The organism is Streptomyces sp. NPDC037410, from assembly GCF_055602235.1.
The window spans coordinates 25,186-47,833 of the sequence record NZ_JBVJWR010000008.1 but is presented as its reverse complement, the minus strand read 5'-3'; the positions used below and the strand labels follow the sequence as shown (position 1 = coordinate 47,833).

27 protein-coding genes are annotated in these 22,648 nt (G+C 70.5%); 10 read left to right on the top strand and 17 right to left on the bottom strand.

Going from position 1 to position 22,648, the window contains the following annotated elements; all coding sequences use genetic code 11:
• Window positions 1-51 precede the first annotated feature (51 nt).
• Window positions 52-1,215: an aminofutalosine synthase MqnE gene (gene mqnE / locus ACZ7HT_RS15160; RefSeq protein WP_471165017.1), complete on the bottom strand. Its 1,164-nt coding sequence runs from the start codon at window positions 1,213-1,215 to the stop codon at window positions 52-54.
• 55 nt (window positions 1,216-1,270) lie between these two features.
• A complete protein-coding gene (locus tag ACZ7HT_RS15155) occupies window positions 1,271-1,726 on the bottom strand; it encodes an Lrp/AsnC family transcriptional regulator (RefSeq protein ID WP_015034327.1) in 456 nt (151 codons plus the stop codon).
• Window positions 1,727-1,841: 115 nt separating this feature from the next.
• Here ACZ7HT_RS15155 and ACZ7HT_RS15150 point away from each other — a divergent pair, with 115 nt between their 5' ends.
• Window positions 1,842-1,976, top strand: coding sequence for a hypothetical protein (locus ACZ7HT_RS15150; RefSeq protein WP_471165738.1), 135 nt, complete (start codon window positions 1,842-1,844; stop codon window positions 1,974-1,976).
• Here the strand turns inward: ACZ7HT_RS15150 and ACZ7HT_RS15145 are convergent.
• The 3 genes from ACZ7HT_RS15145 to ACZ7HT_RS15135 are packed head-to-tail and all read right to left on the bottom strand — an operon-like array spanning window position 1,973 to window position 5,047.
• A complete protein-coding gene (locus ACZ7HT_RS15145; protein ID WP_471165014.1) occupies window positions 1,973-2,647 on the bottom strand; it encodes a UbiX family flavin prenyltransferase in 675 nt (224 codons plus the stop codon). The two genes, ACZ7HT_RS15150 and ACZ7HT_RS15145, sit on opposite strands and share 4 nt — an antisense overlap.
• A 43-nt stretch (window positions 2,648-2,690) precedes the next feature.
• Window positions 2,691-3,593, bottom strand: coding sequence for a menaquinone biosynthesis prenyltransferase MqnP (gene mqnP, locus ACZ7HT_RS15140; protein ID WP_471165011.1), 903 nt, complete (start codon window positions 3,591-3,593; stop codon window positions 2,691-2,693).
• Complete coding sequence (locus ACZ7HT_RS15135) at window positions 3,590-5,047, bottom strand: menaquinone biosynthesis decarboxylase (RefSeq protein WP_471165007.1); 1,458 nt, start codon at window positions 5,045-5,047, stop codon at window positions 3,590-3,592. The genes mqnP and ACZ7HT_RS15135 overlap by 4 nt, the downstream gene beginning before the upstream one ends.
• Window positions 5,048-5,217: 170 nt before the next feature.
• Between ACZ7HT_RS15135 and ACZ7HT_RS15130 the strand changes: the two genes are divergently transcribed.
• Together ACZ7HT_RS15130 and ACZ7HT_RS15125 are read left to right on the top strand one after the other, a co-directional pair.
• The gene (locus tag ACZ7HT_RS15130; RefSeq protein WP_471165003.1) at window positions 5,218-5,610 is read left to right on the top strand and encodes a PLD nuclease N-terminal domain-containing protein; all 393 of its coding nucleotides are present in this window, start codon (window positions 5,218-5,220) and stop codon (window positions 5,608-5,610) included.
• The gene (locus tag ACZ7HT_RS15125; RefSeq protein WP_471164998.1) at window positions 5,610-6,491 is read left to right on the top strand and encodes a LysR family transcriptional regulator; all 882 of its coding nucleotides are present in this window, start codon (window positions 5,610-5,612) and stop codon (window positions 6,489-6,491) included. Before ACZ7HT_RS15130 ends, ACZ7HT_RS15125 begins: the two co-directional genes overlap by 1 nt.
• On the opposite strand, the gene ACZ7HT_RS15120 is transcribed toward ACZ7HT_RS15125, so the two are convergent.
• Window positions 6,397-7,311, bottom strand: a complete 915-nt coding sequence (locus tag ACZ7HT_RS15120; protein ID WP_471164995.1) for a DMT family transporter — start codon at window positions 7,309-7,311, stop codon at window positions 6,397-6,399. The two genes, ACZ7HT_RS15125 and ACZ7HT_RS15120, sit on opposite strands and share 95 nt — an antisense overlap.
• A gap of 128 nt (window positions 7,312-7,439) precedes the next feature.
• On the opposite strand from ACZ7HT_RS15120, the gene ACZ7HT_RS15115 reads away from it, so the two are divergent.
• Window positions 7,440-8,069 (top strand): flavodoxin family protein, encoded by a 630-nt coding sequence (locus ACZ7HT_RS15115; protein ID WP_471164992.1) that lies wholly within the window; start codon window positions 7,440-7,442, stop codon window positions 8,067-8,069.
• An 11-nt stretch (window positions 8,070-8,080) separates the two neighbouring features.
• Here ACZ7HT_RS15115 and ACZ7HT_RS15110 read toward each other — a convergent pair whose 3' ends face one another.
• From ACZ7HT_RS15110 to ACZ7HT_RS15090, 5 genes are all read right to left on the bottom strand, one after another.
• On the bottom strand, window positions 8,081-8,299 hold the full coding sequence (locus ACZ7HT_RS15110) for a hypothetical protein (RefSeq protein ID WP_471164989.1): 219 nt from the start codon (window positions 8,297-8,299) through the stop codon (window positions 8,081-8,083).
• Window positions 8,300-8,471: 172 nt separating this feature from the next.
• Window positions 8,472-8,723, bottom strand: a complete 252-nt coding sequence (locus ACZ7HT_RS15105) for a hypothetical protein (RefSeq protein WP_471164986.1) — start codon at window positions 8,721-8,723, stop codon at window positions 8,472-8,474.
• Window positions 8,720-9,136 carry a hypothetical protein gene (locus ACZ7HT_RS15100; protein ID WP_471164983.1) on the bottom strand — a complete coding sequence of 139 codons (417 nt, stop codon included), beginning with the start codon at window positions 9,134-9,136 and terminating at the stop codon, window positions 8,720-8,722. Before ACZ7HT_RS15100 ends, ACZ7HT_RS15105 begins: the two co-directional genes overlap by 4 nt.
• A gap of 11 nt (window positions 9,137-9,147) precedes the next feature.
• Window positions 9,148-9,486, bottom strand: a complete 339-nt coding sequence (locus ACZ7HT_RS15095) for a hypothetical protein (RefSeq protein ID WP_471164980.1) — start codon at window positions 9,484-9,486, stop codon at window positions 9,148-9,150.
• Entirely contained in the window at window positions 9,483-9,638 is a 156-nt protein-coding gene (locus tag ACZ7HT_RS15090) for a hypothetical protein (RefSeq protein WP_471164978.1), read from the bottom strand. The genes ACZ7HT_RS15095 and ACZ7HT_RS15090 overlap by 4 nt, the downstream gene beginning before the upstream one ends.
• Before the next feature lie 325 nt (window positions 9,639-9,963).
• Between ACZ7HT_RS15090 and ACZ7HT_RS15085 the strand changes: the two genes are divergently transcribed.
• From ACZ7HT_RS15085 to ACZ7HT_RS15060, 6 genes are all read left to right on the top strand, one after another.
• On the top strand, window positions 9,964-10,509 hold the full coding sequence (locus ACZ7HT_RS15085; protein WP_471164975.1) for a GntR family transcriptional regulator: 546 nt from the start codon (window positions 9,964-9,966) through the stop codon (window positions 10,507-10,509).
• Window positions 10,509-11,276, top strand: a complete 768-nt coding sequence (locus ACZ7HT_RS15080; RefSeq protein ID WP_471164972.1) for a GntR family transcriptional regulator — start codon at window positions 10,509-10,511, stop codon at window positions 11,274-11,276. The genes ACZ7HT_RS15085 and ACZ7HT_RS15080 overlap by 1 nt, the downstream gene beginning before the upstream one ends.
• A gap of 90 nt (window positions 11,277-11,366) precedes the next feature.
• Entirely contained in the window at window positions 11,367-11,819 is a 453-nt protein-coding gene (locus ACZ7HT_RS15075; RefSeq protein WP_471164969.1) for a nucleoside deaminase, read from the top strand.
• Entirely contained in the window at window positions 11,812-12,720 is a 909-nt protein-coding gene (locus ACZ7HT_RS15070) for an isopenicillin N synthase family dioxygenase (protein ID WP_471164966.1), read from the top strand. The genes ACZ7HT_RS15075 and ACZ7HT_RS15070 overlap by 8 nt, the downstream gene beginning before the upstream one ends.
• 90 nt (window positions 12,721-12,810) lie before the next feature.
• Complete coding sequence (locus tag ACZ7HT_RS15065) at window positions 12,811-14,874, top strand: hypothetical protein (protein WP_471164964.1); 2,064 nt, start codon at window positions 12,811-12,813, stop codon at window positions 14,872-14,874.
• Between the two features lie 4 nt (window positions 14,875-14,878).
• Complete coding sequence (locus ACZ7HT_RS15060) at window positions 14,879-16,426, top strand: ABC transporter substrate-binding protein (RefSeq protein WP_471164961.1); 1,548 nt, start codon at window positions 14,879-14,881, stop codon at window positions 16,424-16,426.
• 3 nt (window positions 16,427-16,429) lie between these two features.
• Here the strand turns inward: ACZ7HT_RS15060 and ACZ7HT_RS15055 are convergent, their stop codons facing one another.
• The 6 genes from ACZ7HT_RS15055 to ACZ7HT_RS15030 all read right to left on the bottom strand — a co-directional run bounded on the left by ACZ7HT_RS15055 (window position 16,430) and on the right by ACZ7HT_RS15030 (window position 22,506).
• On the bottom strand, window positions 16,430-16,966 hold the full coding sequence (locus ACZ7HT_RS15055) for an SRPBCC domain-containing protein (protein ID WP_471164958.1): 537 nt from the start codon (window positions 16,964-16,966) through the stop codon (window positions 16,430-16,432).
• Window positions 16,967-17,003: 37 nt separating this feature from the next.
• Window positions 17,004-18,083, bottom strand: a complete 1,080-nt coding sequence (gene ccsB, locus ACZ7HT_RS15050; RefSeq protein ID WP_471165703.1) for a c-type cytochrome biogenesis protein CcsB — start codon at window positions 18,081-18,083, stop codon at window positions 17,004-17,006.
• Window positions 18,083-19,777 (bottom strand): cytochrome c biogenesis protein ResB, encoded by a 1,695-nt coding sequence (gene resB, locus ACZ7HT_RS15045; protein WP_471164955.1) that lies wholly within the window; start codon window positions 19,775-19,777, stop codon window positions 18,083-18,085. The genes ccsB and resB overlap by 1 nt, the downstream gene beginning before the upstream one ends.
• A 5-nt stretch (window positions 19,778-19,782) precedes the next feature.
• On the bottom strand, window positions 19,783-20,520 hold the full coding sequence (locus tag ACZ7HT_RS15040; protein WP_471164952.1) for a cytochrome c biogenesis CcdA family protein: 738 nt from the start codon (window positions 20,518-20,520) through the stop codon (window positions 19,783-19,785).
• Window positions 20,521-20,524: 4 nt separating this feature from the next.
• Window positions 20,525-21,142, bottom strand: coding sequence for a TlpA family protein disulfide reductase (locus ACZ7HT_RS15035; RefSeq protein ID WP_471164947.1), 618 nt, complete (start codon window positions 21,140-21,142; stop codon window positions 20,525-20,527).
• 77 nt (window positions 21,143-21,219) lie between these two features.
• Window positions 21,220-22,506, bottom strand: coding sequence for a polysaccharide deacetylase family protein (locus tag ACZ7HT_RS15030; protein ID WP_471164945.1), 1,287 nt, complete (start codon window positions 22,504-22,506; stop codon window positions 21,220-21,222).
• Between the last annotated feature and the right edge of the window lie 142 nt (window positions 22,507-22,648).

The window sequence follows — 22,648 nt, the reverse complement described above, 5'->3', positions numbered from 1 at the left end:
GGAAGGGCCGGCGGGGATGTCCCCACCGGCCCTTCCCCGTACGCACCTGCGTCAGACCCGCATCGGCTGCGGCGACTCCCGCCGACCCGCGTCCGGACCCGGGTACTCGCGGATGATCTCGTACCGCGTGTTCCGCTCGACCGGCCGGAAGCCCGCGTCGCGGATCAGTTCGAGCAGGTCGTCGCGGCCCAGCTTGTTCGGCGTGCCGTAGTTGTCGGCGTCGTGCGTGATCTTGTACTCGACGACCGAGCCGTCCATGTCGTCGGCGCCGTGCTGGAGCGCCAGCTGCGCGGTCTGGACGCCGTGCATGACCCAGAAGACCTTGACGTGCGGCACGTTGTCGAAGAGCAGCCGGGAGACCGCGAAGGTCTTCAGGGCCTCGGCGCCGGTCGCCATCGTGGTGCGGGCCTGGAGCCTGTTGCGGACCTTGCCGTCCTGCATGTCCACGAAGTCGTGCTGGTAGCGCAGCGGGATGAAGACCTGGAAGCCGTTGGTCTCGTCCTGGAGCTCGCGGAGCCGCAGCACGTGGTCGACGCGGTGACGCGGCTCCTCGATGTGCCCGTAGAGCATGGTCGCCGGGGTCTTCAGACCCTTCTCGTGGGCGAGCCGGTGGATCCGGGACCAGTCCTCCCAGTGGGTCTTGTGGTCCACGATGTGCTGCCGGACCTCCCAGTCGAAGATCTCGGCGCCGCCGCCGGTCAGCGACTCCAGGCCGGCCTCGATGAGCTCGTCGAGGATCTCGCTCGCGCTCAGCCCCGAGATCGTCTCGAAGTGGTGGATCTCGGTGGCCGTGAACGCCTTCAGGGAGACGTTCGGCAGCGCCTTCTTGAGCTCGGAGAGGGAGCGCGGGTAGTAGCGCCAGGGCAGGTTGGGGTGGAGCCCGTTGACGATGTGGAGCTCGGTGAGGTTCTCGTTCTCCATCGCCTTCGCGAGGCGCACGGCCTCCTCGATGCGCATCGTGTACGCGTCCTTCTCGCCCGGCTTGCGCTGGAAGGAGCAGTAGGCGCAGGAGGCGGTGCAGACGTTGGTCATGTTCAGATGCCGGTTGACATTGAAGTGGACCACGTCGCCGTTCTTGCGGGTCCGGACCTCGTGGGCCAGACCGCCGAGCCAGGCGAGGTCGTCGGACTCGTACAGGGCGATGCCGTCCTCACGGCTCAGCCGCTCACCGTCCCGGACCTTCTGCTCCAGCTCCCGCTTGAGCCCAGCGTCCATCTCCGGCCGCCTCCCTTGTATCTGCCTACGAATCAAGCTCTGCCCAACCGTACTCTCAGCCCTCCTCAGGGAGCTCCCCGACCCGGTTCTCCCACTTGGTGGAGAGCACGATCGTCGTACGGGTGCGGGAGACGCCCTTGGTGCCGGAGAGCCGGCGGATCGTCTTCTCCAGGCCGTCGACGTCGCTGGCGCGCACCTTGAGCATGAAGGAGTCGTCGCCGGCGATGAACCAGCAGTCCTCGATCTCGGCGAGGTCCTTCAGGCGGCGGGCCACGTCCTCGTGGTCGGCGGCGTCGGAGAGGGAGATGCCGATGAGGGCCGTGACGCCGAGGCCGAGCGAGGCGGCGTCGACGGTGGCGCGGTAGCCGGTGATGACTCCGGCGGCCTCAAGCCGGTTGATGCGGTCGGTGACGGAGGGGCCGGAGAGCCCGACGAGCCGGCCGAGCTCGGCGTAGGAGGCGCGGCCGTTCTCGCGCAGAGCCTGGATGAGCTGCCTGTCCACGGCATCCATAGGAATTTACCTTCCATTGTCCAGCGGTACAGCGAGTCTAGGTATAGAATCTAAGGCATGCAGGGGCGACACCCTGCGAATCTTTCAGTGGATCAAAGACGATCTTTCAGGAGTGATGATCACCGTGTACACGATCGAGATGGCCTACGCCCGCATGCGTGAGCTGCAGGAGCTGGCCAACCGCTCGCGTGCCCACCAGCAGTCCGCCGCCTCGAAGCGCGCCGCGAAGAAGCGCGCCAAGAAGCGCTAATCCGAACGGGAGCCCCCACCGAGGTCTCCCTCCCAACGGCGGTACAGCCCGTGCGGCACCCTTGCCGCGTCGAGCACCCGCCCGGCGACGAAGTCCACCAGATCCTGGATGTGCGTCGCCCCCGCGTAGAACGCCGGAGAGGCGGGCAGCACCACGGCGCCCGCCTCGTCCAGCGTCACCAAGTGCTTGAGCGTCTGTCCGTTCAGCGGGGTCTCCCGCACCGCGACCACCAGCGGACGCCGCTCCTTCAGCGTCACGCTCGCGACCCGCTGCAGCAGGTCCTTCGAGAGCCCGAGTGCCACTCCCGCCACCGCCGCGGTCGAGGCCGGCACCACCAGCATCCCCTTGGCCGGGTACGAGCCGGAGGACGGCCCCGCGGCCAGGTCCCCGGCCGTCCAGTACCGCACGTCGCCGAGCCGGTCCGACACGTCGAAGGTGTCCGGCTTCCCGTCCGCGCCCCGCGCCAGCCAGGTCGCCAGGTCCTCGCGCCAGTGCGCGTCCCGGAAGGCGATCCCCGTCTCGTCGAGCAGCGTCAGCCGCGAGGCGCGCGACACGACGAGGTCGACGCTCTCCCCGGCCGCGAGCAGCCCCCTCAGCACGGCGGCGGCGTACGGCGTACCCGACGCCCCGGAAACCCCCACGATCCAGGGGGTGCGCTTGCCGTCGTTCATGCCGCCGAGCCTATCCGTCCGCGCACCGGGACCACGGCCGGGACTACGGGGTGAGCCCGCGGACCAGCAGGTCGAGGAGCGCGCAGACGAAGAGGGAGATCCCGATGAAACCGTTCGTCGTGAAGAACGCCCGGTTCAGGCGGGACAGGTCGTTCGGCTTCACGATCGTGTGCTCGTAGCCGAAGGCGGCGACCACGACCACCAGGCCCACCCAGAAGAAGAGACCCGCGTCCGTCGCGAGGGCGTACCAGACGAGGAGCCCCGTGGTGACGACCGCGGAGGCGCGGGCGCCCCACAGTGCCGCCGGGACGCCGAAGCGGGCCGGCACCGACATGACACCGTGCGCCCGGTCCGCCTGGACGTCCTGGCAGGCGAAGATCAGGTCGAAGCCGCCGATCCAGACGCCCACCGCGAGGCCCAGGACGACCGCGTCCCAGGACCACTCGCCGGTCACGGCGAGCCAGGCGCCGATCGGGCCGATGGACTGGGCGAGGCCCAGGATGGCGTGCGGGAAGTTGGTGAACCTCTTCCCGTACGGATAGACGACCATCGGGATGACGGCGAGCGGCGCGAGCGCCAGGCAGAGCGGGTTCAGGAGGGCGGCGGCGCCGAGGAAGACGACGACGGCGATCCCGGCCCCGGTCCACGCCGAGCGCACGGACACCGCGCCGGTGACCAGCTCCCGCCCGGCCGTCCGCGGATTGCGGGCGTCGATCTCGCGGTCGATGATCCGGTTGCAGGCCATGGCGAAGGTCCGCAGGCCGACCATGCAGACGGTGACGAGGAAGAGCGTCCACCAGTGGATGTTCCGGTCGAGCTGGAACATCGCGGTGAGCGAGGCGATGTAGGCGAAGGGCAGCGCGAAGACCGAGTGCTCGATCATCACGAGCCTGAGGAACGCCTTGGTACGGCCCGGCTCGGCGCCGGGCACGGCGGCCGTGGTCACAGCCCGTACTCCTTCCAGCGGCGGTCCACCAGGGCCGCCGTCGCCGGGTCCGACTCCACCATGTCCGGCCAGCCGCCGTCCCGGGTGTAGCCCTCCTCGGGCAGCTTCTTCGTCGCGTCGATACCGGCCTTGCCGCCCCAGAACTGCTGGTACGAGGCGTGGTCGAGGTGGTCCACCGGGCCCTCGACGACCGTCAGGTCGCGCGCGTAGTCCGTGTTGCCGAGGGCCCGCCAGGACACCTCGTGCAGGTCGTGCACGTCGCAGTCCTTGTCGACCACGATGATCAGCTTGGTCAGCGACATCATGTGCGCGCCCCAGATGGCGTGCATGACCTTCTGCGCGTGCTTCGGGTACTTCTTGTCGATCGAGACGATCGCGCAGTTGTGGAAGCCGCCCGACTCCGGCAGGTGGTAGTCGACGATGTCCGGCACGATGATCTTGAGGAGCGGCAGGAAGAACCGCTCCGTGGCCCGGCCGAGCGGCCCGTCCTCGGTCGGCGGCCGGCCGACGACGATCGACTGGAGCAGCGGACGCCTCCGCATCGTCACGCAGTCGATCGTCAGCGCGGGGAACGGCTCCTGCGGGGTGTAGAAGCCGGTGTGGTCGCCGAAGGGACCCTCCGGCAGCATCTCGCCCGGCTCCAGCCAGCCCTCGATGACGACCTCGGCCTGCGCCGGGACCTGGAGCGGGACGGTCTTGCAGTCGACCATCTCGATCCGCTTGCCCTGCACGAAGCCGGCGAAGAGGTACTCGTCGATGTCGCCGGGCAGCGGAGCCGTCGAGGCGTACGTGACGGCCGGCGGGCAGCCGAAGGCGATGGCGACCGGCAGCCGCTCGCCGCGCTCGGCGGCGACCGCGTAGTGGTTGCGGCTGTCCTTGTGGATCTGCCAGTGCATGCCGATGGTGCGCTTGTCGTGCCGCTGGAGCCGGTAGAGCCCCAGGTTCCGCACACCGGTCTCGGGGTGCTTGGTGTGGGTGAGGCCCAGGTTGAAGAAGGACCCGCCGTCCTTCGGCCAGGTGAACAGCGCGGGCAGCCTGTCCAGGTCGACGTCGTCCCCGGTGAGGACGACCTCCTGCACGGGGGCGTCCCCGGCCTTCACCTTCTTCGGCGGCACGTGGACCATCGAGCCCAGCTTCCCGAAGGCCTCGCGGACCCCGACGAAACCGTGCGGCAGCTCCGGCTTGAGGAGCCCGCCGATCTTCTCGCTGATCTCCTCGTACGACTTCAGGCCGAGCGCCTTGAGCAGCCGGCGGTCCGTCCCGAAGACGTTCATCGCGAGCGGCATGGCGGAGCCCTTGACGTTCTCGAAGAGAAGCGCCGGACCTCCCGCCTTGTTCACCCGGTCGACGATCTCCCCGACCTCCAGGTACGGGTCGACTTCGGCCTTGATGCGCTTGAGGTCGCCTTCGCGTTCCAGGGCCCTGAGCAGCGAGCGGAGATCGTCGTAAGCCATGGCGCCCAGTATCCCCGAGCACCCCGCGCGCTCCCGCCCCGGGGCCGGGCGGGTCTCGCCGGGGCCCGGGGGTCGTCCCCCGGGATGGCACAGCGGTCACGGGCTAGGCTTGGGCTGTCACCGGGGCCGCCGGAACCGGCCCCGCCGCTGCTTCCAGGGGGCTGCACCACATGCTCAGGGCGTTGATGTTCATCCTGCCGCTGGCGCTGCTGATCTACGCCTTCATCGACTGCCTGAACACCCCCGAGGACGAGGTCAAGCACCTGCCGAAGGTGGTCTGGGTGATCGTGATCCTCCTCTTCCCGTTCGTCGGGTCCATCGGCTGGCTCGCCGCCGGCAAGCTGCGCCACGCGCCCGCCGGAGGCCGTACGCCCTCCGAGTGGCACCGCAACCACCGCCAGGAGTGGGTGGCACCGGACGACAACCCGGAGTTCCTCAAGTCCCTCCGCGAGGAGAACAAGAAGGACGAATCCCTCCTCAAGGACTGGGAGGCGGACCTGCGCCGCCGCGAGGAGGAGCTGAAGAAGCGCGAGCGCGGCGAGGAGAAGGACACCGAGGGCTGATGGAGCTGCGGCTCCTGGCGACCTTCGAGAAGGTCGCCGACGTCCTCTCCTTCACCCGGGCGGCCACGGAACTCGGCTACGCCCAGTCGAGCGTGACGGCCCAGATCAGGTCCCTCGAATCCTCCCTCGGGGTGGATCTCTTCGAGCGCCTCGGCAGCCGCATCCGCCTGACGGAGGCCGGTGAACGCCTCCTCCCGTACGCCCACCGCATGACGGAGCTGGCGGAGGAGGCCCGTACGGCCGTCGCGGCCACGGCGGAACCCTCGGGTCCGATCGCCGTCGGCACCATGGAGTCCCTCACCTCCTACCGGCTGCCGCCGCTCCTGGAGTACTTCCACCACCGCTACCCGAAGGTGCGGCTGACGCTGCGGCCGACGCTCGGCGACGAGACCCGGAAGGCGCTGCGGCAGGGCACGTACGACGTCGGGTTCCTGATGGAGCCGGAGACGGAGCACGAGGGCCTGGAGACGGAGGTCCTGGCCCCGGAGCCCCTGTCGCTGGTGGCGCCGCCTGGCCACCCGCTCGCCGGCCGTGCGGATCTGACGACCGCGGACCTGGCGGCGGCGCAGCTCCTGGGCACCGAGCCGGGCTGCGCGTACCGCGACCTCTTCGAGGCGGAGCTGCGGGAGTGGGCGCCGCCGTTCATGGAGTTCGGCACGATCGAGGCGACGAAGCGGGGCGTGGCGGCCGGCCTGGGGGTGGCGCTGCTGCCGAGGGTGACGGTCGCGGAGGAACTGGCGGCCGGGGTGCTCGTGGAGCTGCCCTGGGAGGCGCCGTTCACGCTCTTCACGCAGCTCGCGTGGCGGCGGGGGAAGCGGCTTCCGGCGCATGTGCGGCTGTTCGTGGAGCAGGCGCGGCGGCTCGTCCACGAGTCACCTTGAGGCTGGCGAGGACGATCAGCGGGACACCGAGGGCCTGGACGAGCCCGATGTGGTGCCCGTACACCGCCCAGTCGACGCCCATGGCGACGGCGGGGTAGGTGAAGGCGAGGACGGCGATCTTGGCGGTGGGCAGCTTGGCGTAGGCGGCGTACATGAGCACGTACATGAGCCCGGTGTGGAGGAACCCGAGCCCGACGAGCCAGCCCCAGCCACCGCCGCCGACGCCGCCGAAGTCCACGAAGGGCAGCAGGAGGGGCATCCCGACCAGCACCTGGGCGAGTGCGATCAGATGGGGCCGTACGCCGGTGATCCGCTTGGTGACGAAGGTCGCGAGGGCGTAGAGCACGGCGGCGGCGAGGGCGTACCCGAGCCCAGTGAGGGAGGCGGTGTCCCCGGGGCGTACGCCGGACACGAGGACGAGCCCGAGGAAGGCGAGCCCGAGCCACCCGAGCTTGCCGCCGGAGATCCGCTCCCGCAGGAACAGGGCGCCGAGCAGGACGAGGAAGAACGGCTGGGTGTGGTAGACGACGGTGGCGAGGGAGATCGAGGTCGCCCGGTAGGCCTCGAACAGGAACACCCAGTTGAGGACGATGAACACCCCGCCGAGCGCGGCGAGTCCCAGCTTCCTCGCGGTGAACCCGTGCCCGGTGAAGAACCCCCGCAGGAGGCTGTACGCGCCGAGCGCGAGGGCCCCGAAGAGGCACCGGAAGAACACGACCTCGAAGGGCGAGGCGCCGGACTCGACGACGAAGACGCCGAGGGTGCCGGAGAGCACCATGGCGAGGGTCAGTTCAAGGGTTCCCCTGGTCTCGTTTCTCATGGGAACGACGCTACGAACGGGGGCCGGGGGCGGTCCACGGGCCAGTGGGGCGTCCTGCCGATGGGGGCGATCGGCGGGGCCGATGAGAGCTGGAATACGGCCGGTGCGAGGGGTGGTTGGCAACGGACATGACCTTCGACGAGGCCCCCGGCCAGGACCGCACGAACCGCTCGTTCCTCTTCGTCCTCGGCAGCTCCCGCGCCGACGGCAACTCCGAGATCCTGGCCCGCGCGGCCGCCGCGCACCTGCCGGCCGACGTCCCGCAACGCTGGGTGGACCTGAACCGGCTCGACCTGCCCGACTTCCAGGACGGGCGGCACGAGGACGCCGGCCGGCGGGCGGAGGGGGACGAGGAACTCCTGCGGCGGGCGACGGTCGACGCCACGGGCATCGTCATCGTCTCGCCGCTCTACTGGTACACCCTCTCCGCGCAGACCAAGCGCTACCTGGACTACTGGTCGGGCTGGCTGAACGTGCCCGGATCGGACTTCAAGGAGCGCATGGCGGGCGGCACGCTGTGGGGCGTCACGGCCATGGCGCACGACGAGCACGAGGTCGCGGACGGCCTGGTGACGAGCCTGAGCCACTCGGCGGCCTACCTGCGGATGCGCTTCGGCGGCGTCCTCACGGGCACGGCCTCCCGCCCGGGCCGGATCCACGCCGACGAACAGGCGATGACCCGCGCCAGGACCTTCTTCCAGAACGAGACCCCCCTGGCCCGCTTCCCGTACGAGGCGGAGGCCGGCGCGGCGGCATGAGTCCCGGGCCGTCAGACCCGTCGCCTCCCGTTCTTGATCCACTCCCATTTGACGGCGCATACGACGAAGGGCGCGACGAGCATGGACAACATCCACAAACCGACGCTCGCCGGCGAGTAGATGTAATAGCGCCAGTGCTCCGGCAGGGGTGACGGTGCGAGCAGGAGCACAATCAGCACACCCCACGTACCCAGTACTGCAGTGGCGATCCGCCACATGATGTCCCCCACGACTGCCCCTCCCCCACCTCACGAACCGCGGACAAGCGCGACCGTACTCCACGACCAAGCATGGGCCGCCTGCGTGACCGTCGGCGCCCTCGACGGGGGAGTGACCCGCCGATGGGCCGGAGGAGAGCTGCCCCTACGGGACCACCCATCGACTCAGCCGCTGAAGGGGCTCTCAGAGATAAGTCACCTGGAGGACGTAACCGCACTCGTAGCGCGGAATGAGAAGGAAGACGAACATCCCGCCAGGAACCCTCACATGTTCACTCTTGGGGTTCCTACCCTGGAACAGGCTGCCGTCAAGGTAAAGGGCTTCCGCAGCCCTGACCAGCTCGTCGGCTCGCTTCTCCACCTCGGCGACGAAAGCCGGCGGGGCGCCTCCGATGACGTGCTCCTCGCCGGGGTCGTACTCCCACCTCCAGCTCACCCGCCGACCGCCTCGTACGCGGCACGGATGATGTCCCCGGCCGCTCGTACGTACCGGCGGCTCTCCTCCGGGTCCTCGGCGATCTGAGCCAGGTATTCGGCGCGGCGCAGTTCGCGGGCGGTGTCGGGGAAGCGCTCGATCTCGATGACGGCGGCCCACTGCACCAGGAACATGCGCAGGGGGGTGATGCCGCTCTGCTCGATGGCCTCCGTCACGGCCGCGCGCTGGCTGGCGTCCATCTCGGGCAACCGTTCCGGAGCGACGACCGCGAGGGCTGCCCGCAGAGCGGCGGGAGTCCGCTCGGGGCGCGGGATCAGTTCTCCGGTCCGGTCGGGCTGTGTCGTCACCATGTCCTCCAAGGGGTGCCCCGGCCAGCGTAGCCAGCCGGGGGGCGCGAGGGGCGTGGCCGTCACGGTGGGGCGCCTCACGGGCCGGGCGCAGGGTGGCACAGGCACCCGCACACGAGGTAGCGGACCCCAGGTACGCCGCTGTCGCGGGGCGCGTGGTCGCGGCAACGGTCGTGGCGGCCGACGATGCAGCGCGGTGACCGGTACTCCGGCTCGGGCGCGGTCGTGAGGGCGCTGGTCAGGAGGGAGACGGTCACCGCGTCGGCGATCTCCGGCGTCACCCACCAGCCGTCGCCCGCGCGGTCGTGGTGCGGGCCGTCGTGGCCCACGGCGAGCACGCAGACCGAGCCGCCCCACACCGGGCGCACCACCTCGGCGACGGCGAACACGGAGCGCCTCGCCCCGCAGCGGCTCATCGGGCGGTCCCGGCGTGGATGTTCCGGTGGTCGATGTCCACCCCGACGGTCGCCGGCCAGAGTGTCCGGCGGCGCTTGCGCTGCGCGGCCCGGGTGGGCGGCAGGACCAGCATCAGCGGCCGGAGGAGGACCGGGATCCATGCTCGGCTCAAGGCCCGCAGAAAGGGTTCCGCATGTCGCCAGCTCCCTTACGAAGGGGTGTCCACGTTCACCGGCTTCACTGTTCGGGCTCTTCACAGGCGTCGGGCCACCGGTCGAGGAACTTCTGCCATCCGGCCTCAGCACGAGCGTGGAGCTCCGGGCTCAAACCTGCCGGCGGTACGGGAACACCGTGCTGCGATTCGTCAGCGTCCGTGGCTTCCATGAGACCTCGCCTTAAGCGCAAGCGACCATAAGTCGCAAGCGCTTAAGGTCTGCCCTGGTCCAGCAGGAGCAACGAAGTAGGGTCGCTGACAACAGCGAGCTGGAGGTAGGAACATGTCGGGCGATGCGTGGATCAGCGAGACCGCGCCGTACCTGGCCCCGCGCGAGCCCGGCCAGAGCGACGCATGGACCGACGAGGCCGCTCACCGTGGGCGCCGTGGCGGCCAACGGCTTCTCCAGGCAGGCGAAGTGGACGCCCCCGACGCCGTCCGCACCGCACTGCGGTTGTCCTTCGCCGAGCGCGTGATCGTCAGGCGCAGGCTGATCCTGCTCGACGACCAGCCCGTAGAGCTGGCCGACTCGTACTACCCCGTACCCATCGCCGGAGGCACGCCCCTGGCGGAACCGCGCAAGGTGCCCGGCGGCGCCGTCACCCTGCTCAAGGAGCTCGGATACACCGGCGCCGAGGTCGTCGAGGACGTGAGTGCCGCCCTCGCCACCGCGGAGGAGCGCGAGCACCTGGGCCTGCCCGAGGGCAGCGCAGTCCTCCACCTGCTCCGCCTGACGCGGACCGCCGACGGAACGCCGATGGAGGCATCCCTGATGACCATGCCGACCGGCAGACACCTCACGTATCGGCTCGGGAAGCAGGGCATGTGATGGCGAAGGATTTCAAGGATCCGAGATCACCGCACCAGAAGATCGCGGCGGAGCTTCGGCGGCAGATCACCCGCGGAGACCTTCCTCCGGGAAGCAAGCTGGGCTCGACGGCCGAGCTGATGGAGCAGCACGGCGGCGTGGCCAACACGACCGTCCAGAAGGCCCTCCAGATGCTGAAGGCCGAGGGACTCCTCGAAGGACTCCCGGGCAAGGGCGTGTACGTGCGGCAGCACGCCCAGCAGTCCGTCGAACCGATCGCCTACATGACGCCGGCCGGGCCGGGCGAGCCGCACCCATGGATGACCGAGGCCGCGAAGCGGCAGCAGGTCGGCAGGTCCCGGCTCCTTGACGTCGAGGTCGTCGTCCCGCCGAAGGAAGTGGCCGAGGCCCTGTGCCTGGAGGACGGCGAGCAGGCCGTGCTGCGCAAGCAGATCCTGTTCCTGGACGAGGAGCCGACAGAGCTCACCCGGTCGTACTACCCGCTGAGCCTGGTGGAGGGCACAGCCATGCTGGAAAAGAAGCGCATTCGAGGCGGCACCCCGGCCCTGCTCGACTCGATGGGGTTTCCCCCGCGTGAATTCCTGGACGAGCTGTCGTCGGAAATCCCGACGGGGGAAGAGGTCGTGGCGTTGGAGCTTCCGAAGGACATGCCCGTTCTGGTCGCCCTCCGGGTGGTCTATTCCGACGACCGGCGTCCGATCGAAGCCACACTGATGACGAAGGCGGCGCACCGTTACCGGATGCGCTACAGGCTTCCCGTGACGTAACGCTCTGGAACGCGCCGCCAGAGGCCCCCTCGGCGAAGGAGTGGCCCTTCGGGGCGTGACCCGGGTGGCCCTCCGGGGAAGGCTCCCCCCATGGATCAGGAACAGGCCCGCCGGTGGCTGCGTACCGCCCTCGACGAAGCCCGTGCCGGGCTCGCCGAAGGGGGGATCCCCATCGGGGCCGCCCTCTACGGGGCCGACGGGGCGCTGCTCGGGCGCGGGCGCAACCGGCGCGTGCAGGACGGGGACCCCTCCATGCACGCCGAGACCGCCGCCTTCCGGGACGCCGGGCGGCAGCGCTCGTACCGGGGGACGACGATGGTGACGACCCTGTCGCCCTGCTGGTACTGCTCCGGGCTCGTGCGGCAGTTCGGGATCTCGCGGGTCGTCGTCGGGGAGGCGGAGACCTTCCACGGCGGGCACGACTGGCTCGCCGAGCACGGGGTCGAGGTCGTCGTGCTCGACGATCCCGCATGCACCGCACTCATGCGGGAGTTCATCGCCGCCCAACCCGCGCTCTGGAACGAGGACATCGGCGATGAGTGAAGCCTTCCTTCCCACCATCGACCTGCGACGCGACCCCGCCCCGCAGCTCCCCGCCGTCGACCGCGCCCTCCGGGACGCCGGGTTCCTGCTGGTCACCGGGCACGGGGTGGATCCGGGGCTGCGGGCCGCCATCCGGGAGACCGCCCGCACCTTCTTCCACCTCCCCGCCGCCGTCAAGGAGCCGTACGCCGTGCGGGTCGGCGGGCGGGGGTGGCTCGGGCCGGGGGCGGAGGCCAACGGGTACGCGGAGGGTACGGCGACCCCGCCGGACCTCAAGGAGTCGCTGTCCTTCGCGGCGGAGGAGCCGACCGGGGACCCGGCCGTGGACGCCGAGTGGTTCCTGCCGAACACCTGGCCCGCCGAGGTGCCCGAGCTGAAGCCGCTCCTCGACACGTACCTGACGGAGATGAAGAGGCTGTCCGATCGGGTTCTCGATCTGCTCGGCGTCGCGCTCGGCGAGGAGCGGGACTTCTTCACCCGGCACACCGGGCACCCCACGTTCGGCTTCAACGTCAACTGGTATCCGGGGCGGGAGCGGACCGGCGTACCGGAGCCGGGGCAGTTCCGGATCGGGCCGCACACGGACTTCGGCACGGTGACCGTGCTCGACCGGGAGGCGGGCAAGGGCGGGCTCCAGGTGTTCACCGACGCCGGGGGCTGGCAGGACGCGCCGTACGATCCCGCCGCGTTCACCGTCAACATCGGTGACCTGATGGCCGGTTGGACCGGCGGGCGGTGGCGGTCCGGACGTCATCGCGTGCTGCCGCCGCCCGCCGACGCGCCCGCCGAGGAGCTGATGTCGCTGGTGTACTTCTACGAGTGCACGCCCGGGACCACCATCCACGGCATCGAGTCGCACAGCTACCTGCGGGCCCAGCTCGACGCCATCGCCACAGACTGAGAACACCTCCACAACAGAGTCGACAAGGCAGCTCCTTTCCCAACACCCCGTCGATATCCTTGAGTTGACTGTGACGGGGGTGGCACGGGCGTGGACAGGGAACTGTACGGCCGCGAGGCGGTCCTGGACGAGGGCGGGCTCGTCGCGCGGCTCGTCGGGCTCACCCGGCACGGGGCCGCGCGCGTCGCGTACGAGCACGGCGACGACCCGCCGGTGACGGTCTTCACCGGCGGGCGCGGCATGGGGAAGACCGCCCTGCTCAAGGAGGTCCGCAACCGCTACAAGGGCTACACCCCGCTCGCCCTCCTCGACTGCGCCCACATCGAGCCGCCCGCCGACCACGGCCCCGGCTGGACCCCGGTCACGGGCGCCCTGTCGGAGCTGGCCGTGCAGCTGTCGCCGAAGGTGCTCGGCGCCCGGCCCGTGCGGTTCCCCCGGCTCTCCCTCGGCCTGGTCGCGGTCGCCTCGCTCGCCTGGTCCCAGGAGGACGACGAGCGGGCCCGGCGCGACCTCCAGCGCCTCGGGCCGCTGCTCGCGACCGTCGACGCGACCAGGGGGGCCGCCGGCAACTGGGTCGGCAAGGTCCTCACCAAGCTGGCCGCCACCTTCGCCGACGCCGCCGCCCCGCTCGCCGGGCTCCTCGCCGAGGCGACCGTGGAGACCGTCCTCGAGGAGGTGTTCGGCCGTCTCCAGCGCTCCTCCGAGAGCTGGTACGGCAGCTACCGCAACGCCGGCGGCCGCGGCAAGGCCGGGCTCCAGCAGCTCGCGATCGACTTCGAGCACGACGGCAGGCGCCGCCGCGAGGCCGAGGCCTTCCTCGTCGGCGCCCTCACCGAGGACCTCCGCCACGCCTACACCGGGCTCCAGCGCGGCGCCCGCATCGGCCGCCCCGTCCTCCTCCTCGACAACGCGCACGAGCCGCTCGGCCGACAGCTCGTCGAGCCGGTCCTGCGCGCCCGCGCCGCCGAGGGCCGCCGCGACAAGGTCGTCGTCCTCGCCACCTCCCGGGTCCGCGAGCACGAGGGCCTGCGGCAGGCCACCCGCACCAGACTGCCGGAGACCAAACACCGGGCGCCCTGCCCGCGCGGGACGAGCGTCGGCTCCGGCATCCTCGCCGTCGAACTGACCCCGCTCTCCCCCGCCCAGACCCGGTCCGCCTTCGACCACCACGACCCGGCGGGCCGCGTCCCCGCCGAACTGGCGCGCGCCGTCCACCGGCTGACCGGCGGCCGCCCCCTCGGCGTGGCCCTCCTCGGCCGGGCCGCCGGGCAGGCCCCCGCGCAGCTGCGGGCCGGCCTCACCCCGGGCCGGCTGCTCGACCTGGCGGTGGAGCTGCGCGAGGACGCCCGGCCGGTGCCCGTCGCCCCCACGCTCCTCGCCGAACTCCTGCCGGTGCGCCGGCCCGGGCCGTACGCCGTGCTGGCCGCAACCCACGACGAGGAGTCCGCCCGGATGCTGGCGCACGCCCGGCTCCAGGCCGAGTCCCTGGACGGGGACGTGGCGCTGCGGGTCCGCGACCAGCTGCGCGCCGAGGACTGGGGCGAGGGCCCCGGCCACTTCGTCGCGGACCCGCTGCTGCGCGCGCTGCTCCTGTACCGTCTGCGCTTCGAGGACGGCGACCATCCGCGGTACGCCGCGTGGCACGCCGTCCACGAGACCCTGTACCGGCACTACGGGCCCGGCCCCGGCCCGTACCGCCTCCACCACGGTCTCGCCCTCGGCCGCACCGAGGAGGCCGTGACGCACCTGCGGGAGACCTTCCCCGGGCAGGACGTCCTCGGCTGGCTCGGCCGGCTCCGGTTCATCGCCGCCGCCCCGTACCCCCGCGAGCGCGACCGGCCGGGCCCCGACCCGCGCCGGGCGGTCGCCCTCGGCCAGGAGCCGACCGCCGCGCTGCCCGCGGGACTCGACCCCGACAGCACCGAACTCCACCTGTCCGTACGGCGGCTGCTGCACGCCCTGTGGCTGCTCACCGATCCGCTCGCCCTGCCCGACGACGAGGTCGCCGACCGGCTCGCGCACGAACTGCGCCGGCTCTCCGGCCGCCATCTGACGGGCAGCGGTTCACTCTGGGACGCGGCAGGCCACTGGCCGCGCGACATCCGTGCCTGGCGGGAGCCGTCGCTGCCGCCGGGCCGTGAGAACGGAGTCTGACGCCATGCCCGACCGTTTCACCGCCCGACTGCGCCGGCGCGTCCGCACCCCCCGCCAGAAGTTCGTCGCCACGGCCGTCACCGCCTCCGTCGTCCTCGGCTTCGGCGCTTACGGCTTCGCCCGGCTCACCACCCCGGAGAACCGTTCCTGTGCCGAGGGCGTGGCCCGCCCCGAAGCCAGCGACGAGTGCGTCGGCGTCAACGGCACCGGCCACGACTTCGGCATGCCCGACCTCAAGGACATCGCCGGGACCATCCGCGCCGAGAACGCCTCCCTCAAGGACGGCGAGTACGTCACCGTCGCCGTCCTCCTGCCGCTGTCCTCCACCGACAGCGGCATGCGGGTCAAGGTCCTGCACGAGGTCCAGGGCGCGTACGCCTACCAGCGCCGGGCCAACCAGGAGTCCAACGGGCAGCGGCCCACCATCCGCCTCGTCCTCGCCAACACCGGCCAGGGCAACGCCCACTGGCGCACCGTCGTCGACCAGCTCGTCGCCATGGCCGACGGCCCCGACCGGCTGCGCGCCGTCTCCGGCATCGCCACCTCGTCCGGCGAGATGCGGGAGGCGGTGACCGCCCTCACCCGCGCCAAGGTCGCCGTCGTCGGCACCACCATCACCGCCGACGACATCGCCAACGGCCCCGGCCGCAAGCCCTTCCCCGGCCTCGCCCGCGTCTCCCCCACCAACAGCGACGAGGCCAGGGCGCTCGCCCACTTCGGCCGGGTCGACGCCGCGAAGGCCCTCCTCGTCCAGGACACCCGCAGCGGCGACCACTACGTCGACACCCTCAAGGCGGCCTTCGCCGCGTCCCTCAAGCAGGCGCCCCTCGAACCTCAGGAGTTCACCTCCGCCCCCGACTCCACCCAGGAGGGCACCACCGCCAACACCTTCGTCAACATCACGCACCTCATCTGCGACACCCGCACCGAGACCGTCTTCTTCGCGGGCCGCCACACCCAGCTGCGCCAGTTCATCAACGCGCTCGGCGACCGCGGCTGCGTCGACCGCGCCTTCACGGTCCTGACCGGCGACGAGGGCTCGTACCTGGGCGCGGACAAGAAGCTCGACCGGAAGGCCCTGAAGAAGAAGGTGACCGTGCGGTACGCGGCCCTCGCCCACCCCGACGCGTGGCAGCCGGCGCCCGGGCGGCAGATCCCCCGCACGGGCGGCTCCCCGCAGGCGTACGCGGACTTCGTGGCGGACATCGCGAAGGCGGCCCCGAAGGACAGGCCGGTACCGCTCGCGGACGGCCAGGCGATCATCGCGTACGACGCCATGGCGACGGCGGTCCACGCCATCCGCCAGGCCACCCCGGAGGGCGTGGCGTACCCGTCGAAGGAGGACGTCGGTACGCAGTGGCCGCAGGTCAAGGGCTCCCTGCGGGTCCAGGGCGCGAGCGGCTGGATCTGCCTGGACAACTACGGCAACCCGTACAACAAGGCGGTCCCGATCGTGGAACTCGCCCAGGACGGCACCCAGCGCTTCGTCCAGACGGCCTGGCCGGAGGGCCACCCCCCGACGGAGACGTGCCTGCCGCCGAAGCGGGGATGACCTCTACGGCTCCCACTTGGGCCAGGGAGCGTCGTCGCGCTCGTACAGCTCCCGCAGGTGCCGCCACCGCTCCGGCGACCAGTCCCGCCAGTCCGTGGGGTGACCGGACAGCGCGGCCGCGAGCCGCTCAAGGTGGTCGTGCCACCCGGCAAGACAGTCCAGCCGGTACTCGGCGGAACCCCGCACCTCGTTCGTGAAACGCAGCACGGTCGACCCGCCGCCCCCGGGGGACCCCGGCTCCAGATGGAACCGTATCCGTCCGTGCGTCGCCGGATCGACCGTGTACTCGGCCACCACGTCCGGGTCCCAGGCGGTCACCCGCCCCGAGACCTCCGTGCCGCTGTTCAGCCAGCGGAGGGTGACCCGCCCGCCGAGCCGCGGCTCCAGCGGGTCCGCCTCGCAGAGCCAGCCCGGCAGGCCTTCGGGCGAGGCGACGGCCGCCCAGACCACCGGCATCGGCTGCGGGAGGTCCACGACGAAATGCAGCAGATGCCGGTCGCCGTCGTGGGTCTCGCTCCTGCCCCGGGGGATCTCGCTCATACCTCCAGCGTCACCCCGGGACAGTCCCCGTGCCAGCTCAGACGCCGGCGTAGGAGTGCTTGCTGCTCACGAAGATGTTGACGCCGTAGTAGTTGAACAGGAAGCAGCCGAAGGCGATGAGCGCGATGTACGCGGCCTTCCGCCCCTTCCAGCCGGCCGTCGCGCGCGCGTGCAGGTACGCCGCGTAACCGACCCACGTGATGAAGGACCAGACCTCCTTGGCGTCCCAGCCCCAGTAGCGGCCCCACGCGTCGCCGGCCCAGATCGCTCCGGCGATGATCGTGAAGGTCCAGAGCGGGAAGACGGCCGCGTTGACCCGGTACGAGAACTTGTCCAGCGAGGCCGCGGAGGGCAGCCGCTCCATGACGGAGCGGGCGAAGGAGCCGGGGTTGCCGCCGGTCGCGAGCTTGTTCTCGTACGAGTCGCGGAAGAGGTACAGCAGGGTCCCGACCGCACCGATGTAGAAGACGGCGCCGCAGAAGATCGCGGTGGAGACGTGGATCCACAGCCAGTACGAGTCGAGCGCGGGGACCAGCTGGTCGCTGGGGGTCTTCAGCCAGGTGGTGGCCATGCCCAGGTCGAGCAGGACCGTGGTGACCAGCGGCAGACCGATCCAGCGGATGTTCTTCTTGGCGACGAGGAAGCCGAGGTACGCGCCGACCGCCACCGTGGAGAAGGTGGTGGAGAACTCGTACATGTTGCCCCAGGGGGCCCGCTGCACGGAGAGCGCCCGGCTGACCACGCCCGCCGCCTCGATGGCGAACGCGAGGACGGTCAGCGAGATGGCGATGCGGCCGTACAGGTCGCCCTTGACCGTGCCGCCGGCCGCGCCGGGACCGTCCGGCACGTCACGGGTGCCGGCCGCGGAGCGCGTGACGACCTTCGGCTTGTCGAGGACGGCGGTGCCTCCGGCCCGCTTGACCTGGACGGTCACGGCGGCGGCGGCCTTAGGAGCGGAGGTGAGCGCGGCGGCGGTGCGGCCGACCTTGCTGCGGCTGCCGAACACCCACTCGGCGATGTGGGCGAAGAAGGCCAGGGTGTAGACGGCCATCGAGGAGTAGATGAGCAGGTCGCTCAGCTGCGCCAGGCTCTCGTTGGTCGCGGTGGCGGCGAGGATCACTTGTCGGCCTCTCCAGAAGGGGCAGGGTCTTCTGCGGGTTCTTCCGCGGGTTCCGGTGCGGGGGGCGCGTCCGCGGTGAGCGCGACCGCGAGGTCGCCCAGCTCCTCGGGCAGCTTGGCGGACTCGCTGCGGCCGAGGCCGGCCATCTCGACGACGGTCACGCCGTCCTCACCGCGCACGGCCCGGACCCAGACGCGGCGCCGCTGGATGAACAGCGAACCGGTCAGGCCGGCGATCGCGGCGATCGCGCCCGTGAGGGCGAGGCCGTTGCCGGGCTGCTGCGAGATCTGGAAGCTCGCCCATTCCTTGACGTCCTTCTCGAAGGTGATCGAGCCGGCGCCGTCGGGCAGCGTCATGGTCTCGCCGGGCAGGAGGCGGTTGGCCTTGCCGGTGCCGCCCGTGACGGCGAACTGCTTCATCTTGGTGGTGTTGAGCTGGTACACGTTCTGCGGCAGGCCGGAGTTCACGCGCAGGTCGCCGTGGAAGCCGGTGAGCGCCATGACGGGGAAGCCGAGCGCGGGGAACTGCGAGAACATCGTGCCCTTGCCGGCTCCCGCGAAGGTCGGCACGAAGAAGGCCTGGAAGCCCAGCTGCTCCTTCTTGCCGTTCTTGTCGCGGTAGCCGTCCATGACCTTGATGGCGCCGGTGGACGTGATGTTGTTGTCGATGGGCAGCAGCGGCACCGCGCCGTGGAAGACGGTCTTGCCGCGGCCGTCCTTGACGGTGACGACGGGCGCGTACCCGTGGGCGATCAGATAGACCTTGGAGTCGCCCACGAGCAGCGGCTCGTTGACCCGGATGACGGCCTTCTTGCCCGCGCCGCCCTGCGAGTAGGTGACGTCCGCCTCGAAGGTGCGCGGGGTGCCGCGCTGGGGGCCGTTCTTCTCGTACGTGCCGGTGAAGGAGTTCAGGGTGAAGCTGAACGGCTCCAGGTCGTCGGTTCCGAACTGGGAGCCGGACTTGAAGTCGTCGTACTGGGTGAGCGTGTTGGAGAAGCCGTCGCCCTCGACGATCAGCTTGCCGCCCTCGGACTTGAAGAGCTGGCCGACGGCGAAGGCCACCAGGATGACGATCAGGGCGACGTGGAAGACCAGGTTCCCGGCCTCGCGCAGATAGCCCTTCTCCGCGGCGACCGCGTTCCCCGCGGTGTGGGCGCGGAAGCGGCGCCCCTTGAGGACGGCGAGCGCGGCCTCGTGGACCTGCTCGGGCTCGGCCTCGGTGCGCCAGGTGGTGTACGCGGGGAGCCGGTCGAGGCGCCGGGGGGCGCCCGGCGGGCGGCTGCGGAGCTGGCCGACGAACTGCCAGGTGCGCGGCACGATGCAGCCGATGAGGGAGACGAACAGCAGGATGTAGATCGCGGAGAACCACACGGAGCTGTAGACGTCGAAGAACTGGAGCTTCTCGTACAGCGGGGTGAGGGTCTCGTGGGCGGCCTTGAAGGTCTGCACCTTCAGCTCGTCCGCGCTGTTCTGCGGGATGAGGGAGCCGGGGACGGCGCCCAGGGAAAGCATGAAGAGCAGGATCAGCGCGACCCGCATGGAGGTCAGCTGCCGCCAGAACCAGCGGATCCAGCCGATGACCCCGAGGGTGGGGCCGCCGACGGCGGTGTCTTCCTGGGGGGCGGTCGACAGCTGGGCCCCCGCCTCTTCCTCGGCGGTACGCCCGGTCTCGCTCGTATCGGTCTTGCTCATGGAACTCAGATCCCCACCGTGAAACCGCTGGACCAGCCCTGCATCGTGGCCACCATGCTGTCCCACGCACCCGTCAGGAGCAGGACACCGGTGACGATCATCATGCCGCCGCCGATCCGCAGGACCCACACATAGTGCTTCTTCACCCAGCCGAACGCGCCGAGCGCCTTGCGGAAGGCGATGGCGGCGAGCACGAACGGGACGCCGAGGCCGAGGCAGTACGCGAAGGCGAGTATCGCCCCGCGGCCGGCGCTGGCCTGCTCCAGGGCGAGGGCGTTGACCGAGGCGAGCGTCGGGCCGATGCACGGGGTCCAGCCGATGCCGAAGAGCGCGCCGAGCAGCGGGGCGCCGATCAGTCCGGCGACGGGCTTCCTGTGGAAGCGGAACTCCCGCTGGGTGAACCAGGGCATCAGGCCCATGAAGAACACGCCCATGAGGATCATGAGCACGCCGAGGACCGTGGTGAGCGTCTCGCGGTACTCCTGGAGCGTCGCCCCGAAGTAGCCGAAGAGCGCGCCGCCGGAGACGAACACGGCGGTGAAGCCGAGGACGAACAGGACGGCACCGGCGGTCATCCGGCCGCGGCGGCTCTCGGCGAGGTCGGTGCCGGTGACGCCGGTCACGTAGCTCAGGTAGCCGGGGACGAGCGGCAGGACGCAGGGGGAGAAGAAGGAGACCAGGCCGCCGAGGACCGCGAGGGGCAGGGCGAGCAGCAGGGCTCCGCTGGTGACCGTCTCGTTCACGGGCTCACTTCTCCTTGAGGAGAGGCTCGATCATCGACCGGAGCTTCTTCTCGTCGAGCGCCATGAGGGAGCGGGCGGCGATCTTGCCCTCCTTGTCGAGGACGACGGTGGAGGGGATGCCCTGGAGACTGAGGGTGCCCTTGGGGAAGCCGAAGAGGATCAGCCTGCCCTGCGGGTCGTAGAGGCTCGGGTAGGGGATCCCGTAGTCCTCCTCGAAGGCGAGCGCGGGCTGCTTGTTGGGGTCCCGGGTGTTGAGGCCGACGAACTCGACGCCCTTGCCCTTGAGGTCCTTGGCGACCTTCGCGAAGTGGGGCGCCTCGGCGCGGCAGGGGCTGCACCAGGAGCCCCAGGCGTTGAGGACGACGACCTTGCCCTTGAGGTCGGCGACGTCGAGTTGCCTGCCGTCGAGGGTCTCGCCCGCGAGCTTCCCGGTGGACGCACGCTCGCCCTTGGCAGCGGTGGAGATGCCGCCGGTGTTGGTCACGAAGTTGGTGTTGCCACCGCCGCCGGACTTGCCGTTGTTCTCGCCGCCGCAGCCCGAGAGCACGAGGGCGGCGGCGGACAGCATTCCGACGGCGGTCAGGGTGCGCCGGGTGCGTCGGGGGGCACGGCTAAGGCTCATGTGAAAAGTTTCGCATGGGCGTTTGGGGGATCTTGGGCACCCCCCTACGTGCCCGTAACGCCCGTTGTCAAGATCGCCTAAGCGGTCGGGGTGGACGTGGGGGTCGAAGGGGTCGGCCGGAGGAATGCGTTCCAGCCACCGGCGGGCTTCTGTCCGACTTCCAGACTGCGCAGCTTCTCCAGGATCTTCGGGTCCTGGACGTCGAGCCAGTCCACGAACTGCTTGAAGGAGACGAGCCGGACCTCCTTCTTTCCGGCCATTCCCTTGAGCGCCTCTTCGACGGCGTCCATGTAGATGCCGCCGTTCCACTGCTCGAAGTGGTTGCCGATGAAGAAGGGCGCGCGATTCGACTCGTACGCGCGCGTGAAGCCGGAGAGGTACGCCTCGGCAGCCTGCTTGCGCCAGCCGGGATAGCGCGAGGGCACGCCCTTGGTCGTGTTCTTCGACTGGTTGGCGAGCATGTTGTAGTCCATGGAGAGGACCTCGAAGGAGTGCCCGGGGAAGGGCACGGCCTGCAGCGGCAGGTCCCAGATCCCCTGGCGCTTGGTCGGCCACGTCTGGCGGCCGCCGGGCGAGCTGGCGTCGTAGCGCCAGCCCAGGCGCTTGGCGGTGGGCAGCAGGTTGTCCTGGCCGAGGAGGCAGGGGGTGCGGCCGCCGACGAGCTCCTTGGAGTAGTCGAAGGGCAGCGGGTCGAGGTCGGTCCAGCCGCTGTTCGTCTTCCACTCGGTGACGAACTTCATGGCCTGGTCGATCTCGCTCTGCCACTGGGCCGGGGTCCAGTTGCCGACGGAGCCGGAGCCGCCGCAGAAGTGCCCGTTGAAGTGCGTGCCGATCTCGTGGCCGTCGAGCCAGGCCTGCCGGACGCTCTTCAGCGTCTCCTTGATGTGCTCGTCGGTGAGGTAGCCGATGTCGGAGGCGCCGACGCGGTTGTTCGGCGGGCGGTAGAGGTGCTTCTTCGACTCGGGGAGGAGGTAGATCCCGGAGAGGAAGAAGGTCATCGCCGCGTCGTTGTTCTTGGCGAGTTCGAGGAAGCGCGGGAAGAGGCCGTTGCCGACCTCGCCGGCACCGTCCCAGGAGAAGATCACGAACTGGGGCGGGGTCTGGCCGGGTTCGAGCGGGACGGGGGCGTCGGGCTGGTGCGGCTGCTTGCCGGTGTCGGCGGTGGAACCGTCGCCGATCAGGCGGGCGTCCTTCGTCGGGGTGGGCGTGTTCGGGTCCGCCGAGACGTCACCCCCCTTGCCCGGTCCGGAACGTCCGGACTTGTCCTGATTGTTGGTACTGCATGCGGCGAGACCCACCGCAGCAGCGGCCCCAACGCCCGCCCCGAGCAGCCCCCTTCGACTGATCCCGCTGAACCCGCGCATGACATCCCCATTCACGCTGACGTATGACCTGAACGTCATCCAAACCGACAATGAGTGAGATGCCGGGAGGAACACGGAGGTTCCGAAAAATCGCACACAAATTTTAAGGGCGATCGGATGACATGAACATCATCCGACCGCC